Genomic DNA, 16,607 nt, shown 5'->3' on the forward strand with positions numbered 1-16,607 from the left:
GCGCGGCCGGGGACGGGTCGGCTAGGGTTCCGGCCATGCTTGCCGCCGCCGCCATCTGCCCCTGCCCGCCGGTCCTCGTCCCCGAGGTCGCGGCGGGCGCAGCGCCCGAACTGGCCGCGCTCCGTGCCGCCTGCGCGGACGCCGTGGGGGTGCTCGCGGCCGCCCGGCCGGACCGCCTGGTGGTGGTCGGCCCGGCCGGACCGGAGGAGGCCGGGCGGTACCCGCAGGGCGCCCCCGGCTCGTTCCGGGGCTTCGGGGTGGAGGCCGAGGTCCGGCTGGGCGCCGGGGAGCCGGCCGAGGCGAGGCCGCTGCCGGTCTCCCTCGCCGTGGCGGCCTGGCTGCTGGAGCGGACCGGGTGGGCCGCCGCTCCGGTCGAGGGGCTGGCCGTCGCCGAGACGGCGGACGGCGACGCGTGCGCCGCGACCGGCCGTGAGCTGGCTGACCCGGCCGGACGGCTCGCGCTGCTGGTGATGGGCGACGGCAGCGCCTGCCGGTCGCTGAAGGCCCCCGGCTACCTCGACGAGCGGGCCGCCGGTTTCGACGCGGCGGTGGCGCGCGCCCTGGGCACCGCCGACACCGCCGCCCTGGCAGCGCTGGACGCCGGTCTCGCGGCCGAGCTGCGGGTGGCCGGGCGCGCCCCCTGGCAGGTGCTGGCGGCCGCGGCCGGCGGCACCCGGCCGACCGGCGCGCTGCTGTACGACGACGCCCCCTACGGGGTGGGCTACCTGGTCGCGACCTGGTCCTGAAGGACCGCCCCGGGGGCACGGGCACGGGGGCGCGCTGCGCCGTGCACCGGCCGACGGTCGGCCACGGGCGGCGCACCGCCGAGCAGGTCGGAGCGGCTCGCGACGGCTGATGACGGTCACGACGGAACCGCGGCGGCCGGGCACGGTCACGACGGGACCGCGGCGTCCGGGCGCGGTCACGACGAGGTGCCGGCGGCCGCGGGGGGACGGCGACGCCAGCCGGCGGGACGCCGACGCTGCCCGGGGTGAGGGCCGGCGAGGGGCTTCGACGGGCCCGTTGGGACGGCAACGGGGGAGGCAGGGCGCCGACGGGCCCCGGGCGGGACGCGACGGCGCCGGCGGGGATCCGGTGACGGGCCCCGGGTGGGGCGGGGACGGCCGCGGCGGGGCTCTCCGCGGCCGTCGGGCGTTCACCCGCCGGGCGTGGTGCCCGCCGGTCCGGCGCCGTCCTGCGGTCCGGTCCCGGTGCCGCTCTCCGGGCCGGGGGCCGAGCGGTCGCCCGGCGGGGTGGTGCCGGGCCCTGCCGCTTCCTTCCGTGCGAAGCGGCCGAGCGTCTCCTTGGCCTTGCCCGTGCCCGTCTCGATCCGGCCGCGGTACTTGCCCTTGGTCCGGGAATCCACCGTTCTGGCGGCCTTGTCCAGACCTCGCTGGATCTGGTCCTCGTGCTGCTGCACGAAGTCACCGGCCTTGCTCTTCGCGGCGCCGGCCCTCGCCCTGAGTGTGTCCAGCAGGCCCATCGGGTCACCCTCCCTGATCAGAGGTGCTACGCGCGGGCGTCCTCACCGGTCTCGTTGTCCGCCGCCTCGTCCGCGCCCTGCTGCTTGGGGATGCCCACGCCCTCCGACGCGGGGGCCGGCTCTGCGTCGGCCCGGTCCGCCGGAGCGGGTTCCGAGTCAACCGCAGCGGCGGCGGAATCATCCTTCTGGGCGACGGTCGCGGCCTCCTCGGTTGACGCCTCGGCCTTGCGTCGGCGAAACCTTGAAAAAACGCCCATATCCACTCCATACCTTACTCGTGTGGGTGAAATTCCGTGATGACGGGGGCGTCCCAGGGCGCTGCCCGCCGATCCGGTACCGGGACCGGATCACGGCATCTCGCTCGGGCAACGACTCCGCCCGGCAGGCGTCACGTCACTCGTTCCGGGGGTGTCCGCGAGGTTTGCGAAACTGTCCCTCGTGAACAGCGCAGTCCCCGCACCGCGGGTCATCGCCGTCGTCGGGCCCACGGCGGCCGGCAAATCGGATCTGGGCGTGGCCCTCGCCCGCCGCCTCGGCGGCGAGGTGATCAATGCCGACTCCATGCAGCTCTACCGCGGCATGGACATCGGCACCGCCAAGCTCACCCCGGCCGAGCAGCAGGGCATCCCGCACCGCCTGCTGGACATCTGGGACGTGACGCGGACGGCCAGCGTCGCCGAGTACCAGCGTCTGGCGCGGGCCGAGATCGACCGGCTGCTCGCCCAGGGCCGCACCCCGGTCCTGGTGGGCGGCTCCGGCCTGTACATCCGCGGGGCCATCGACGCCCTGGAGTTCCCCGGCACCGACCCGGCGGTCCGGGCCCGGCTGGAGGCGGAGCTGGCCGAGGTGGGTTCCGGCGCCCTGCACGCCAGGCTGGCCGCCGCCGACCCGGACGCGGCCCGCGCCATCCTGCCCAGCAACGGCCGCCGGGTGGTGCGCGCGCTGGAGGTCATCGAGATCACCGGCCGGCCCTTCACCGCCAACCTCCCGGGGCACCAGGCCGTCTACGACACGCTCCAGATCGGTGTCGATGTGGCGCGGCCGGAACTCGACGAGCGGATCGCCCGGCGGGTGGACCGGATGTGGGAGGCCGGACTGGTCGAGGAGGTGCGCGCGCTGGAGGCCCGGGGGCTGCGCGAGGGGCGTACCGCCTCCCGCGCGCTGGGCTACCAGCAGGTGCTCACCGCGCTGGCGGGGGAGTGCACCGAGGAGGAGGCGCGGAGCGAGACGGTCCGCGCGACCAAGCGGTTCGCGCGCCGCCAGGACTCCTGGTTCCGGCGCGATCCGCGGGTCCACTGGCTCAGCGGCGCAATCGCCGACCGGGCGGAACTCGAAGCCCGCGCGCTGGCGTTGGTCGAACGAGCGGTCACAGCCTGATCACGTGATGGCATCGGGACGCTCCGGGGGTCAATGGGGCCCCCGCGCCCGTGCCATCATCGAGCTTCGATCGTGCCGTGTCTGGAGTTGGGAGGGCGTGTGGCGATGGAGGCCGGCCCTCGCGACACTTCACAGCAGCAGGGTGATCCGGGGACGTTCCCGCCGGACGGGCCCGACGACGACCCCACCGGCGGCCCCGCGGACGCCGGCGGCCTCACGGACGGGGACGGCGCCCCCCGGCTCCCCGGCGGCACCGCCGTGGACCCGGCCGGCCCGCCCCCGCTGACCGGCGAAGACCCCGGTTCCCCGGACGGCGAGGAGCTGCCGGGAGCCCCCGGCGCCTCCGGGGAGTCCTTCCGCGACCTGCGCCCGCCCCGGCGGTTCCGGATCTGGCAGATCGCCCCGATCGTGGGCCTGGCGATCCTCGGCTCGCTGATGTTCGCCTTCCCGCTCGCCTTCGAGTTCGGCGACGGCGGCGCGGTGGTCGCCATGCTGGGGCTGCTGCTCAGCTGCTGCGCCGCCGGATGGGGACTGATGGCCGCCCGGCGGGTGGGCTACACCTGGCCCGGCCTGCCCCCCCGGGGCTCCGGACGCCGCCCCGACTGGCGCTTCGTCGCCCTCTACGTGGCCGTGGTGGCGGTGCTGGCCGCCCTCGCGATCTGGCGCGTGGCGCGGCTGCGCTAGCCGCTCGGGCCGGTGCCGTCCCCGCCCCTCCGCGCGGGCCGCCGACCCACCGGGATGCGCCGGAGACGCCCTGGAGGCTGCGTACCGAAGATCCTCCGCGCGTACCACCCGTCGGAGACCCCCGGGCGGTACGCGCGCCGGGCCGGGCCGGTACCGGGGCCCGCCGGACACCGGGAGCCGCCGCAGCGAGCCGTGCCGGGAGCCGCCGCGCCGGGCGGTCCCGGGCACACCCACCGGGCCGCCGTCACACCCCGCCAGGGGCTGCCGTCGGTCCCCGTCCCCGGGGCGCCGGTGATCGCGCGCCTCCGGCCGGACCGGCGGATCACCGCGGCTCCCCGTAGGATCGTTCAGGTGAGCACTACCGCACCCCTTTCCTTCCTCAAGGGCCACGGCACCGAGAACGACTTCGTGATCGTCCCCGACCCCGACGGTACGACCGAGCTGTCCCCGGCCCAGGTGGCCCGGCTCTGCGACCGCCGCGCCGGCATCGGCGGCGACGGGTTGCTGCGGGCCGTCCGGTCCGCCGCCCACCCCGAGGCGCGCGGCATGGCCGGCGAGGCCGAGTGGTTCATGGACTACCGCAACAGCGACGGCTCCGTCGCCGAGATGTGCGGCAACGGCTCGCGGGTGTTCGCCTGCTACCTGCGGCACGCCGGCCTCGTGTCGTTCGGCGACGTGGCGATCGCCACCCGGGACGGGGTGAAGCGGGTGCACCTGGCCAAGAACGGCGACGTCACGGTCGGCATGGGCCGGGCCCGGTTCCCCGACGGACAGGTCACGGTGACCGTCGGCGAACGCAGCTGGCCGGCCCGCAACGTCGACATGGGCAACCCGCACGCGGTGGCCTTCGTCGAGGACCTGGACCACGCCGGATCCCTGCTGTCGGCCCCGGCGTACCACCCCGCGGACGTCTACCCCCGCGGCGTCAACGTCGAGTTCGTGGTCGACCGCGGCCCGCGCCACGTGGCGATGCGGGTCCACGAGCGCGGCTCCGGCGAGACCCGCTCCTGCGGCACCGGCGCCTGCGCGGTCGCGGTGGCCGCCGCCCGCCGGGACGGCGCGGACCCCGCGGTGACCGGCACCCCCGTCACCTACACCGTGGACGTGCCCGGTGGCACGCTGATGATCAGCGAGCTGCCGGACGGCACCGTGGAGATGACCGGGCCGGCGGTGATCGTCGCCCAGGGGCGGATCGACCCCGACTGGTGGGCCGGCGCGTCCACCGGTGCTCCGGCGAACCTTCACGCATAACCGAGTTCCGGGAAAAATAACTCGCTCGAATGGGTGATCCGTTTCACTCTCGGCGAGAGGCGGTCGGCCGTGCGTGGTGGGCTCGGTAGCATCAAGCACCGGCCCCGGGGGTGAACCCCACCACGCCGGTCCGACCAGCCGGAGGTGCCCATGAGCGCAGAGGCCACGGAGCACACTGCCCTCGGCCGCAGGCGCGGCCTCCCCCGTATCGACCTGCGGAACATCCGCCGGTTCAGCAGGACCGCCGTGCTCGGGCCGGCCTCCCGCGGCCGGCTCCCCGACGCCATCGAGCACATCGCCAAGGTGCACCGCGCCCATCACCCCGGGGCCGATCTGGACGTGCTGCGCCAGGCGTACGTGCTGGCCGAGTCCTCGCACCGGGGCCAGATGCGCAAGAGCGGCGAGCCCTACATCACCCACCCGCTCGCGGTCACCCTCATCCTGGCCGAACTGGGCGCGGAGACCACCACGCTGACCGCCTCGCTGCTCCACGACACCGTCGAGGACACCGAGGTGACGCTGGATCAGGTGGGGGAGCAGTTCGGGGAGGAGGTCCGCTACCTGGTGGACGGCGTCACCAAGCTGGAGAAGGTGGACTACGGCGCGGCCGCCGAGCCGGAGACCTTCCGCAAGATGCTCGTCGCCACCGGCAACGACGTCCGGGTGATGTCCATCAAGCTCGCCGACCGGCTGCACAACATGCGCACCCTGGGCGTCATGCGACCCGAGAAGCAGGCGCGTATCGCCAAGGTCACCCGCGACGTGCTCATCCCGCTCGCCGAACGACTGGGCGTGCAGGCCCTCAAGACCGAGCTGGAGGACCTGGTCTTCGCCATCCTCCACCCCGAGGAGTACGAGGAGGCCCGCGCCCTGGTCCTGGCGCACGCCGGCCGCCCGGACCCGCTCGCCGGGTTCGCGGACGAGGTGCGCGCGGTGCTCCAGGAGGCGGGCATCACCGCCGAAGTCACCGTGCGGCCGCGGCACTTCGTCTCGGTGCACCGGGTGCGGGTCAAACGCGGCGACCTGACCGGCTTCGACCTCGGCCGGCTGCTGGTGCTGGTCGGCGAGGACGCCGACTGTTACGCGACCCTCGGCGAGCTGCACACCTGTTTCACCCCGGTGATCTCGGAGTTCAAGGACTTCGTCGCGGTCCCCAAGTTCAACCTGTACCAGTCGCTGCACACCGCCATCGCCGGCCCCGACGGCCGGATCGCCGAAGTCCTCATCCGCACCCACCAGATGCACCGGGTGGCCGAGGCCGGGGTGGTGGCGCTGGGCAATCCGTACGCCCCGGCCGGTGGCGACGGCGGCACCGACGCCCCGGACGGCGAGCGCGCCGACCCCACCCGCCCCGGCTGGCTCTCCCGGCTGCTGGACTGGCAGCGCGCCACCCCCGACCCGGACGCCTTCTGGAGCTCGCTGCGCGACGACCTCGCCCAGGACCGGGAGATCACCGTCTTCCGCGCCGACGGCGGCACCCTGGGCCTGCCGGCCGGCGCCAGCTGCGTGGACGCCGCCTACGCCGAGCACGGCGAGGCGGCGCACGCCTGTGTGGGGGCCCGGGTCAACGGCCGGCTCGCCGGCCTGGGCACGGTGCTGCACGACGGCGACACCCTGCAACTGCTGATGGCCCGCGACGCCGCCGCCAGCGGCCCCTCCCCGGAGTGGCTGGACCACGCCCGCACGCCGGCCGCCCGGATCGCCATCAGCCGCTGGCTGGCCGCCCACCCGGTGGTGCCCGAGGGGCCGGCCGCCAACGCCCCCGGCCGCGACCGCCCGACGGCGCCCGGGCCGGGCGGCGGGGCTCCCCGGGAGGCCGGGGTGGTCACCGACACCGCCGCCACCACGGTCCGGCTCGCCGGCTGCTGCACCCCCGTACCGCCGGACGCGGTCACCGGCTTCACGGTGCGCGGCGGGGCGGTCACGGTGCATCGGCGTGGGTGTCCGGTGGTGGCCCGGATGCGGGCCACCGGGCGGGTGCCGGTGGGGGTGCACTGGCGGGACCCGGACCACGGGCCGGCCGGCGGCGACTACCGGGTGACGGTGCGGGCCGAGGCGTTCAGCCGGCCGCATCTGCTCGCCGACATCACCGAGGCGATCGCCGCCGAGGGGGTCGCGGTGATCTCGGCCGCCGTGGAGCCGCCGCACGAGCAGCGCGTCCGCCACACCTACACCGTCCAGCTGCCGGACGCGGACCGGCTGCAGAACCTGATCCGCGCCATGCGGCGCGTCCCCGGGGTCTACGACGTCACCCGGCCCGGCCGGCCGGTGGCCGCGCACCAGCCCTGACTCCGGGCCCCTGAACCGGGGCTCCTGCCCCCTGACCCTGGCCCCAGGCCCCCGGCCCGGTCCCGATCAGCCGGCCCGGCCTCCTCGGCCCGGCCCTCGCCCCGGCTCCGACCCTGGCCGGACCGGCTCGTCCTCGATCCGGCTCCGTCCTCGGACCGGTCCCCACCCCCGCTCGCCCGCGAGCCCGCTGCCCCCGGCCGCGTGACCCTCCCGGTCCGGCGGCCGCCGGCTGCCTGGTTCACCGCCCGGTCCGTCTCCCGGCCCGGCCGTCCGCCGACCCGCCTCCCGGCCCGGCGTGCCGCCCACGGCCCCCCGCCGAACGGGTGGCCCGGGCCCGCTGTCCGGCGTGGCGCTCGACGGGCGCTGGTAGCGGTAGCCCATGCCGATCGCACACCCCCGCCGCGCCCGCCGCCGCGGCGCGGTCCTGGCCACCGCGGCCCTCGCCGTTCTCGCGGTCCCGGCCGCCGCCCCACCCTGCCCCGCCCGCCCCGCTGGGCATCGGGGACCGGCTCTTCCCGCACCTGGGCAACCCCGGGTACGACGTCCTCGCCTACGACATCGCCCTGGACTACCACGGCCCCAGCCGCCCGCTCGACGCCGTCACCACCGTCGCGGCCCGCACCACCGGGCACCTGCGCCGGATCAACCTCGACTTCACCCACGGCACCGTGCGGTCGGTCCTGGTGGACGGGGTGCGCGCCGGGTACGCCACCGCCGGCGAGGACCTGGTGGTCACCCCGCGTGCGGCGCTGCCGGCACACCGCCGCTTCGCGATCACCGTCCGGCACACCAGTGACCCCCGCGGCCCGGCCCGGGGCGGCTGGGTCCGCACCCGCGACGGCCTGGTCATGGCCAACCAGGCCAACGCCGCCCACCGGGTCTTCCCCGGCAACGACCACCCCTCCGACAAGGCGCTGTTCACCTTCCGGGTCACCGCTCCGAAGGACCTCACCGTGGTGGCCGGCGGCCTGCCGGCCGGCCGTACCCGGCACGGCTCCCGGACCACCTGGCACTACCGCGCCCGGCATCCGATGGCCACCGAGCTGGTCCAGATCGCCATCGGCCGCCTGGCCGTCGTCCGGCGCTCCGGCCCCGGTGGACTGCCGCTGCGGGACGCGGTGCCGGTGGCGGACCGTGCCCGGCTGGAGGCCTGGACGGCCCGGACCCCGCGGCAGATCTCCTGGATGGAGCGGCAGGTGGGCCGCTACCCCTTCGAGACCTACGGTGTGCTGGTGGCCGACGCCACCACCGGCTTCGAGCTGGAGACCCAGACCCTGTCGCTGTTCGAACGAGAACTGTTCACCGGGGTCGGCGGACTCGCCTGGTACGTCGAGTCAATCATGGTGCACGAGTTGGCCCACCAGTGGTTCGGCAACAGCGTCACCCCGCGCCGATGGTCCGACCTGTGGCTGAGCGAGGCCCACGCCACCTGGTACGAGGCCCGCTACGCCGACGAGCACGGCGGAGCCCGGCTGACCGAGCGGATGCGCCAGGCGTACCTGCTCTCGGACATCTGGCGGCGGGAGGGCGGGCCGCCGGCCGACCCCCGGCCGGCCGACCCGGGCGACCAGATCGGCATCTTCCGGCCGGTCCTCTACGAGGGCGGCGCCCTGGTCCTGTACGCCCTGCGGCAGGAGATGGGCCCCGCCGCCTTCCAGCGGCTGCAGCGGGCCTGGGTGCGGCGGCACCGCGACGGCGTGGCCGGCACCGACGACTTCGTACGCCTCGCCTCGCGCACCGCGGGCCGGGACCTGACCGGCTTCCTGGGCCGCTGGCTGCACGGCCGGACCACCCCGCCGATGCCCGGCCACCCCCGCTGGCGGACGGTGGAGCGTGAGGAGCCGCGGAAGGGGGCTCCCGCGGCTCTCCCGGCGGCGAAACCCGGGTGACGCCGGGCCGGGGGCGTGGGACCATCGACAGGTCGGCGACGCGGCCGGGCCCCGGGAATCAACCGGGGGCGCCGAGCGTTGTCACCGTAGACAGCTTCCCACGACGTAAGGAACGCATTGACCTTCTCCTCTTCCCTTCCGCAGGAACGGCAGCCGCGACTCGCCGACAGCCTTCGGGCCGACGCCCTGATGGAAGAGGACGTCGCCTGGAGTCAGGAGATCGACGAGGAGCGTGACGGCGACCAGTACGACCGCTCCGAGCGGGCGGCGCTGCGCCGTGTCGCGGGCCTTTCCACCGAGCTCGAAGACGTCACCGAGGTCGAGTACCGGCAGCTGCGCCTGGAGCGCGTGGTGCTGGTGGGCGTCTGGACGTCCGGCACCGTGCAGGACGCCGAGAACTCCCTGGCCGAGCTGGCCGCGCTGGCGGAGACCGCGGGCGCGATGGTGCTCGACGGTGTCATCCAGCGCCGGGACAAGCCCGACCCGGCCACCTACATCGGCTCCGGCAAGGCCCAGGAGCTGCGGGACATCGTCCTGGAGACCGGGGCCGACACCGTCGTGTGCGACGGTGAGCTCAGCCCGGGCCAGCTGATCCACCTGGAGGACGTCGTCAAGGTCAAGGTGGTGGACCGCACCGCCCTGATCCTCGACATCTTCGCCCAGCACGCCAAGTCCCGGGAGGGCAAGGCGCAGGTCTCGCTGGCGCAGATGCAGTACATGCTGCCGCGGCTGCGGGGCTGGGGCCAGTCCCTGTCCCGGCAGATGGGTGGCGGTGGCTCCGGCTCCGCGGGCGGCGGCATGGCGACCCGTGGTCCCGGTGAGACCAAGATCGAGACGGACCGGCGGCGCATCCGCGAGAAGATGGCGAAGATGCGCCGGGAGATCGCGGAGATGAAGACCAGCCGCGACCTGAAGCGGCAGGAGCGCCGACGCAACAAGGTCCCCTCGGTCGCCATCGCCGGCTACACCAACGCCGGCAAGTCCTCGCTGCTCAACCGGCTGACCGGGGCGGGCGTGCTGGTGGAGAACGCGCTGTTCGCCACCCTTGACCCGACCGTGCGCCGGGCCGAGACGCCGAGCGGCCGGATCTACACCCTGGCGGACACGGTCGGATTCGTCCGCCACCTGCCGCACCACCTGGTCGAGGCGTTCCGCTCCACGATGGAGGAGGTCGGTGACTCCGACCTGATCCTGCACGTGGTGGACGGCTCGCACCCGGTGCCCGAGGAGCAGCTGGCCGCCGTACGCGAGGTCATCCGCGACGTGGGCGCGCACGACGTGCCCGAGGTCGTGGTGATCAACAAGGCGGACGCGGCCGACCCGCTCACCCTGCAGCGGCTGCTGCGGGCGGAGAAGCACGCCATCGCGGTGTCCGCCCGCACCGGCCAGGGCATCGCCGAGCTGCTCGCCCTGATCGACCGGGAGCTGCCGCGCCCGGAGGTCGAGATCGAGGCGCTGGTGCCGTACACGCTCGGCAAGCTGGTGGCGCGCGCCCACAGTGAGGGCGAGGTCCTCTCCGAGGAGCACACCGGCGAGGGCACCCTGCTCAAGGTCCGGGTGCACGAGGAGCTGGCGGCCGAACTCCAGCCGTACGTGCCCGCCTCGGCGTGACCGCGGGCGGGGCGGGTGCCGCCGGTGAGCGGCCCGGTCCCGCGCCGGTCCCGCATGGTCCCCGCCCCGGTCCGTCGCCGGCCGTACGGGAAGGGATCCGTGCGAAGGGCCCGCCCCCTGCCGAGGGGGCGGGCCCTTCGCCGTGTCCCGCCCGGCCCCCTTCGCGGGGGCCGGGCGGCGGGGCTCAGTTGTTCGCGAACTTGCGGCTGACCGCGTTGTAGACGCCCTTGGCCTCCGGGCCCAGGTGCGGGCCGGCCAGCCAGGTGGCGTTGGACGGGCCGATCGAGGTGTTCGAGACCAGCGCCGGCTTGCCGTCCGAACCCGTGGCGACCCAGCCGCCGCCGGAGGAACCGGCCGTCATCCGGCAGCCGATGCGGTACATCGTCGGCTGTGCGGTGTCCAGCGACAGGCGGCCCGGCTTGTCGGTGCACTGGTGCATCAGCTGCCCGTCGAACGGCGCTGCCGCCGGGTAACCGGTGGCCGTGAGGCTCGTGATGTCCTTGACCTGCGGGGCGTTGAACTCGACCGGCAGCGCGCCGCCGACCGTCTCCTCCAGCGACTTGCCGCCGCCGCCCTCCGGCTTCACGTGCAGCACCGCGAAGTCGTACGGGGCACCCTGGCCGCCGACCGGCGCTCCGGTGTCGATCCACTGCGAGGACGTCTGGGCCCAGTCCGCCCACCACACGCCCTTGGGGGCCAGCTCCTCGCGGGTGGCGTTCTCCAGCTCCGCCGCGGACCTGCCGGCGTCGTTGTACGACGGGACGAACGCCAGGTTCTTGTACCAACCGCCGCCCTTGCCCGCGTGGACGCAGTGGCCGGCGGTCCACACCAGGTTGGACTTGCCCGGGTGCGCCGGGTCCTGCACCACGGTCGCCGAGCAGACCATCGAGCCCTCGGGCCCGTCGAAGAACACCTTCCCGGCCTCGGGAGCCCCGGCGCTGTACGGGGTGGAGACCGGCTGTGCGTCCACCGGCTGGGGGTCGGGGTCGGTGACGCCCTGGTCGCCGGAGATGTCCTCCTCCTCGACCGGCTTGTCCGGCTCCCGGGCCTCCTTCATCCGGTCCGGCTTCCACAGGTCCTCGATGATCGGGTTGATGAACTCCCCGGCCTCACGGAGCCACTTGTCCTTGTCCCAGTTGTTCCAGGCCCCGTCCTTCCACTTGTCCAGGTCGATGTCGAGGTCCTTCAGCGCCTGATCGAGGTCGGCGGGCAGGGAGAAGTCCTCGCGCTGCTGATCCGCGGAGGCGCTGGGGCCGGCGTCCGCGTTGTCGTCCTCCGGGCCGCAGGCGGTGGCGGTCAGCGCCAGCACGGTGGCAAGAGCGGCAGCCGCCACGGCGGACGAGCCCCGGCGGGCGCGCGGGCGTATGGATCGCATCGGTGGAAACTCCCCCTGAGACGTTCTGGACTGCTCCGTACGAGCGTGTGGACTTGTCATGCACCACCCCGGCGCAGCGGGGTGGCCCCCCACTATGCCGGTGCCGCCTACGACGGACTTCATCGGGTCCGCGGTTCCCCGGCCGGCCGAAGTGATCTTCGTGTGGGCCGTGATCCGCGGCGCTCCGCGTCGTTGGTACGGCGGGGGCACCCGCCGACCGCGTCCCCGCACCAGCGCACCAGCAGGAGGGCCGACACCGGTGGCCGCGACCCGGCCGCCGGCCGCCAACCCCTGTCCGGCCGCACCCGGCCGGTTCCGGCCGTACCCGGGGAGGCGGGCCGCCGGCCCCGGGCCGGTGGTCCCGACCGGGACCGGCGGTCCGGGCGGCCGGTCCGGCCGGGGCGGCTCATCCGGGCAGGTCCGACCGGGGGACACGGCCGGGCGGTCTCCCGGGCGCCGTTCACCCGGGGTGGTCCGCCGCCGACCGCAACCGGCCGTGGTCCGCGCCGGGCGCGCCCCGGCCCGCATGTCCGCCGTTCGCACCACCGAAGCCCGGCCCGCACCGTCGAAGGAGGCAGGCGCCCGCAGTCCCGGCACGGCCGCCCGGACCCCGCGCCACCGAAGAGATGCCACACTCCACCACGGCCGGGGCGGCGCCCCGCAGCCAGCCCTTGCCACCGGAGCACCACACCGGCGCGGCAGACCCGGAGTGCGCCCCGCCGTCCCGTCCGGGAACCGGCTCTCCGGCCCACGCCGCCCCGGTCCCCGCCGGATCCGCGCCCGTGGGCCCGGTCTCTGCCGGCCCCGCGTCCGTCGGCCCGGCCCCCGCCGGATCCGCGCCCGTCGGCCCGGTGGTGACGGCGGCACCCGGGGTACGGGGAGTGCCTGCAGCACCGGGGGCGTCCGGGGCGCCCGCGGCGGCGGAGGGACCCGGGGCATCGCGGCCGCCCGGGGCGGCGGGGGTGGGGTCACGGCGCCCGGGTGCCGCGACAGGGCCGCTCCGGGAGGACATCACGCCCGGTCCGGGTACGCCGTGCCCGGACCGGAAGGGGCGCCCGGGTACGGCGGTGCCGACCGGGCCCCCGCGCCGGCCGGTGCCGCCCCGGCGCACGCGGACCACTCCGCGCCCCCGGCGTGCGGTGACGGCGGAACGGACGCCCGCACGGGGCCTACCGCCTCCGCCGCGCCGGGGGCCGCCTCCTCCCCGCCGGGGCGTACCGCTGCCTCCGCGCCCGGGCGCGCCGCCTCCGCGCCGGGGGCCGTCATCACTGCCCGGCCGACGGGCGCCGCGATCCTTGCGCCCGAGGCCGGGGCCGTACCGGGGCCGCCCCGGCCCCTTCCAGGGCCCCGGGAACGCCGTCCCCGTACCGGCGAACGCCACGGTCTCCCCGCCCCGGACGGCCGCCCCCCAACCCATGACAGCTCCCCAACCCACGACAGCTCCCGAACCCGGGACAGCCTCCGCGCCGGGGGCCGTCGCCATGCCCGGGTTCGCCTCCGTACCGGCGGACGCCGCCCTACAGGGGGCGGCGCCGGCTGCCGTACCGGAGACCTCCGTCGCCTCCGAGCTGGTCATCGTGCCGGAAGCGTGGTCCGCCACCGCCGTCCCGGGGGTGCGACCGGAGGCCGCCACGGCCACCACCCACGCGACCACCGCACCGCACAGCACCGTCCCCCACGCGCCGGGTGACCCCCGCCGCCCGGCCGCCGGAGCCTGCCCGGATGCCCCCGGTCCGGCAACCGGAACCTCCCCGGAGGCCCGCGGCCGGGTCGCCTGCACTCCGCCCGGTGTACCCGGTCCGGTCCCCGGCGGGGCGCCGGACACCGCAACCGCCGCGGGCGCTCCCCAGCCGGCCGGCGCCGTTCCGCCGGGTCTCCCCGCGATGGCCGCCGGACGTGCCCGGGGTACCAGGGGCGCCCCCGGACCGTACGCCGGGGACCTGCGGCGCGACCCCGGTCCGGTCTTCCGGGACCCGCTGCACCACCCCGAACCGTCCGTCGCCGCCGACGCCGCGGCGGTGGAGAACCTGCTCCGCTGCTGGGTCCGGGAGACCGGCGCGCCGCGTCCCGACGGCGGATGGCTGCGGATCGTGCCCGCCGCCGGCGGCCCGGCACTGCGGGCGCCCGTCCGCTACTGGTCGGCCACCGGCTGGCACCGCTTCGGGCACCCGGTCGTGGAGGGCGGCCCGGAACAGGCGCCCCCGGTAGACGCGGTCACCCTCGCCGCCCTGCTGGGACGCGAGGCCCGGTACGCCGTGGCGCCCGCCGGTGCGCCCGGGGCGCAGGGCGGCCACGCCGGCGGGGACGGCCGACGGCCGACCGCCCCGGGCACGGCAGCGGTCGCCGATCTGGTCGGCCGGGTCGCGGAATCGGTGTGCCGTACCGCGGTGTTCCTCGCCGCGCGCCGCACCGGCCGGCCCGCCGAGGGGGAGCCGAGCCGGTTCCTGGACGGCGAGCAGGCGCTGCTCTGGGGGCACCCGCTGCACCCCGCCCCGAAGAGCCGCGAGGGGTTCACCGAGGCCGAGGCCCTGCGCTACTCCCCGGAGTCGTACGGGTCCTTCCCGCTGCACTGGTTCGCCGTCGCCCGGTCGGTGCTCGCGTCGGACTCCGCCTGGACCCGGCGCGGCCGTGCCGTCTCCGCCGAACAGCTCGTCCGTTCACTGGCCGGACAGGTCCCGCCCGGACTGCCGGACGCGGCCGTGCCCCTGCCCCTCCACCCGTGGCAGGCGCGGGAGATCCGGCACCGGCCCGAGGTGGCGGCCCTCTTCGACGCGGGCCTGCTGACGGATCTGGGACCCGCCGGCCCCCGCTGGTGTCCGACCTCCTCGCTGCGCACCGTGTACCGCCCCGCCGCGCCGGCCATGCTGAAACTGTCGCTGGCGGTACGGATCACCAACTCCCGCCGCGAGAACCTCCGCAAGGAACTGAACCGCGGCGTCGAGGTGCACCGCCTGCTGCGGACCGGACTGCACGGGGAGTGGCAGGCCGCCTGCCCGGCCGGCTCCGGATCGTCCGGCGGATGCTTCGACATCGTCCGTGACCCGGCCTGGCTCGCGGTGGACGCGCCCGACGGCACCCCGGTCACGGGCCTGGACGTGGTGATCCGGCACAACCCGTTCGGAGCGGCGGACGACGCCCTGTGCCTCGCCGGTCTCACCGCGGTGCGGCCCGGGCCGGAGCCCGGCTCCACGCTGGCCCGGGTGGTGGCCCGGCTCGCCGCCGGCACCGGCCGCACCCCGCACACGGTCGCCACCGAGTGGTTCCTGCGCTACCTGCACACCGTGGTCCGGCCGGTGCTCTGGCTCGACGGGGCGGCCGGGGTTGCCCTCGAAGCCCATCAACAGAACACCGTCGTCCTGCTGGACCGCGCGGGCTGGCCGGTGGGCGGCCGGTACCGGGACAACCAGGGCTACTACTTCCGGGCCTCGCACCGCGCCGCGCTGGACCGCCGGCTGCCCGGCATCGGGGAGCACAGCGACACCTTCGTCGAGGACGAGGTGGCCGACGAGCGCTTCGCCTACTACCTGGGGATCAACAACGTCCTCGGTCTCATCGGGGCGTTCGGCTCCCAGCGGCTCGCCGACGAAGGCGTGCTGCTCGCCGCCTTCCGTCGCTTCCTGGCGCGGGCCGCCGCCGAACCGGCCGGCACCCGCTCGACCCTGCCCGCCCGGCTGCTGGACTCGCCCACGCTGCGCTGCAAGGCGAACCTCCTCACCCGGCTGCACGGGCTGGACGAGCTGGAGGGCCCGGTGGAGTCCCAGTCCGTCTACGTCACCATCGGCAACCCCGTGGCCCGGTCCGGGTGAGCACCGCCCGCCCGGCCCGGCCCGGTCCCCGGGGGCCGCGCGACCACCCGCCGTCCCGTACCCGTACTCCCGCATCCACCGGAGGAGACCGTCCCGTGCCGCTCCCCGAACCCGCCACCGCGGGCCCCGACGCCCGCTCCGACGACACCCTGGACCTGCGGCTGTCCGAGGAGCCGGTGCCGCCGCTGCCCGCCGACGCGTTGCTGCCCCGGTCCGGGCCGGACGGCGCCGACCTGCTGGACAACGTCGGCGGCTGGGGTCCGGTCGCCACCGCGGCGGGCGCCTTCCAGCTCGTCCCGGTCCGGGTGGAACGGGACCTGCGGCTGATCACCCGGTGGATGAACGACCCGGCGGTGGCGGTCTTCTGGGAGCTGGAGGGCCCCGACCACATCACCGAGAAGCATCTGCGGTCCCAGCTCGAAGGCGACGGACGCAGCGTGCCGTGCCTGGGCGTGCTGGACGGAGTTCCGATGAGCTACTGGGAGGTGTACCGGGCGGACCTGGACCCGCTGGCCCGCCACTGCCCCACCCGCCCGCACGACACCGGGCTCCACCTGCTCATCGGGCGGGTGGCGGACCGGGGCCGCGGGCTGGGCACCCTGCTGCTGCGGGCCGCCGCCGACCTGGTGCTGGACCGCCGTCCGGCCTGCGGACGGGTGGTGGCCGAACCCGATCTGCGGAACACCGCCTCGGTGGCGGCCTTCTTCGGCGCGGGCTTCCGCTTCGGCGCGGAGCTGGACCTCCCCGGCAAACGCGCCGCGCTGATGATCCGCGACCGGGCGCTGCGCGCGGTCCTGTGACCGGCCGCCCGCGCCGCCCTGTGGCCCGCACATCCCCGGCGT

General features: G+C 76.0%; 11 protein-coding genes and 1 pseudogene. 9 read left to right on the top strand and 3 right to left on the bottom strand.

What is annotated here, in order from left to right; all coding sequences use genetic code 11:
- The first annotated feature begins 35 nt into the window (after positions 1–35).
- Positions 36–746: a class III extradiol ring-cleavage dioxygenase family protein gene (locus tag IHE55_RS22345; protein ID WP_197990646.1), complete on the top strand. Its 711-nt coding sequence runs from the start codon at positions 36–38 to the stop codon at positions 744–746.
- Between the two features lie 410 nt (positions 747–1,156).
- Here IHE55_RS22345 and IHE55_RS22350 read toward each other — a convergent pair whose 3' ends face one another.
- On the bottom strand, positions 1,157–1,483 hold the full coding sequence (locus IHE55_RS22350; protein ID WP_197990647.1) for an antitoxin: 327 nt from the start codon (positions 1,481–1,483) through the stop codon (positions 1,157–1,159).
- Positions 1,484–1,509: 26 nt separating this feature from the next.
- Positions 1,510–1,740, bottom strand: coding sequence for a hypothetical protein (locus IHE55_RS22355; protein WP_197990648.1), 231 nt, complete (start codon positions 1,738–1,740; stop codon positions 1,510–1,512).
- Positions 1,741–1,921: 181 nt separating this feature from the next.
- Here IHE55_RS22355 and miaA point away from each other — a divergent pair, with 181 nt between their 5' ends.
- The 6 genes and pseudogenes from miaA (at position 1,922) to hflX (ending at position 10,584) form a co-directional block, all read left to right on the top strand.
- Complete coding sequence (gene miaA / locus IHE55_RS22360; protein WP_197990649.1) at positions 1,922–2,860, top strand: tRNA (adenosine(37)-N6)-dimethylallyltransferase MiaA; 939 nt, start codon at positions 1,922–1,924, stop codon at positions 2,858–2,860.
- Positions 2,861–2,965: 105 nt separating this feature from the next.
- On the top strand, positions 2,966–3,544 hold the full coding sequence (locus IHE55_RS22365) for a hypothetical protein (protein WP_197992170.1): 579 nt from the start codon (positions 2,966–2,968) through the stop codon (positions 3,542–3,544).
- A 351-nt stretch (positions 3,545–3,895) separates the two neighbouring features.
- Positions 3,896–4,795, top strand: coding sequence for a diaminopimelate epimerase (dapF, locus tag IHE55_RS22370; RefSeq protein WP_197990650.1), 900 nt, complete (start codon positions 3,896–3,898; stop codon positions 4,793–4,795).
- A 150-nt stretch (positions 4,796–4,945) separates the two neighbouring features.
- The gene (locus tag IHE55_RS22375) at positions 4,946–7,084 is read left to right on the top strand and encodes a RelA/SpoT family protein (protein WP_197990651.1); all 2,139 of its coding nucleotides are present in this window, start codon (positions 4,946–4,948) and stop codon (positions 7,082–7,084) included.
- A gap of 379 nt (positions 7,085–7,463) precedes the next feature.
- A pseudogene (locus IHE55_RS22380) lies at positions 7,464–8,973 on the top strand (M1 family metallopeptidase).
- A gap of 117 nt (positions 8,974–9,090) precedes the next feature.
- A complete protein-coding gene (gene hflX, locus IHE55_RS22385; protein ID WP_197990653.1) occupies positions 9,091–10,584 on the top strand; it encodes a GTPase HflX in 1,494 nt (497 codons plus the stop codon).
- Positions 10,585–10,768: 184 nt separating this feature from the next.
- On the opposite strand, the gene IHE55_RS22390 is transcribed toward hflX, so the two are convergent.
- Positions 10,769–11,959, bottom strand: coding sequence for a trypsin-like serine peptidase (locus IHE55_RS22390; protein WP_197990654.1), 1,191 nt, complete (start codon positions 11,957–11,959; stop codon positions 10,769–10,771).
- 1,883 nt (positions 11,960–13,842) lie between these two features.
- On the opposite strand from IHE55_RS22390, the gene IHE55_RS22395 reads away from it, so the two are divergent.
- Together IHE55_RS22395 and IHE55_RS22400 are read left to right on the top strand one after the other, a co-directional pair.
- Positions 13,843–15,765, top strand: coding sequence for an IucA/IucC family protein (locus IHE55_RS22395; RefSeq protein ID WP_232265657.1), 1,923 nt, complete (start codon positions 13,843–13,845; stop codon positions 15,763–15,765).
- A 95-nt stretch (positions 15,766–15,860) separates the two neighbouring features.
- The gene (locus tag IHE55_RS22400; protein ID WP_197990656.1) at positions 15,861–16,565 is read left to right on the top strand and encodes a GNAT family N-acetyltransferase; all 705 of its coding nucleotides are present in this window, start codon (positions 15,861–15,863) and stop codon (positions 16,563–16,565) included.
- Positions 16,566–16,607 lie beyond the last annotated feature (42 nt).

Origin of the sequence: Streptomyces pactum (assembly GCF_016031615.1) — a bacterium.
Taxonomy (GTDB): Bacteria; Actinomycetota; Actinomycetes; order Streptomycetales; family Streptomycetaceae; genus Streptomyces; species Streptomyces pactus.

What these genes read in the sequence shown, in the direction of transcription:
- IHE55_RS22345 (WP_197990646.1), top strand. Translation starts at nt 36, where the DNA reads ATGCTTGCCGCCGCCGCCATCTGCCCCTGCCCGCCGGTCCTCGTCCCC.
- IHE55_RS22350 (WP_197990647.1), bottom strand. Translation starts at nt 1,483, where the DNA reads ATGGGCCTGCTGGACACACTCAGGGCGAGGGCCGGCGCCGCGAAGAGC.
- IHE55_RS22365 (WP_197992170.1), top strand. Translation starts at nt 2,966, where the DNA reads ATGGAGGCCGGCCCTCGCGACACTTCACAGCAGCAGGGTGATCCGGGG.
- IHE55_RS22395 (WP_232265657.1), top strand. Translation starts at nt 13,843, where the DNA reads ATGGCCGCCGGACGTGCCCGGGGTACCAGGGGCGCCCCCGGACCGTAC.
- IHE55_RS22375 (WP_197990651.1), top strand. Translation starts at nt 4,946, where the DNA reads ATGAGCGCAGAGGCCACGGAGCACACTGCCCTCGGCCGCAGGCGCGGC.
- IHE55_RS22355 (WP_197990648.1), bottom strand. Translation starts at nt 1,740, where the DNA reads ATGGGCGTTTTTTCAAGGTTTCGCCGACGCAAGGCCGAGGCGTCAACC.
- IHE55_RS22390 (WP_197990654.1), bottom strand. Translation starts at nt 11,959, where the DNA reads ATGCGATCCATACGCCCGCGCGCCCGCCGGGGCTCGTCCGCCGTGGCG.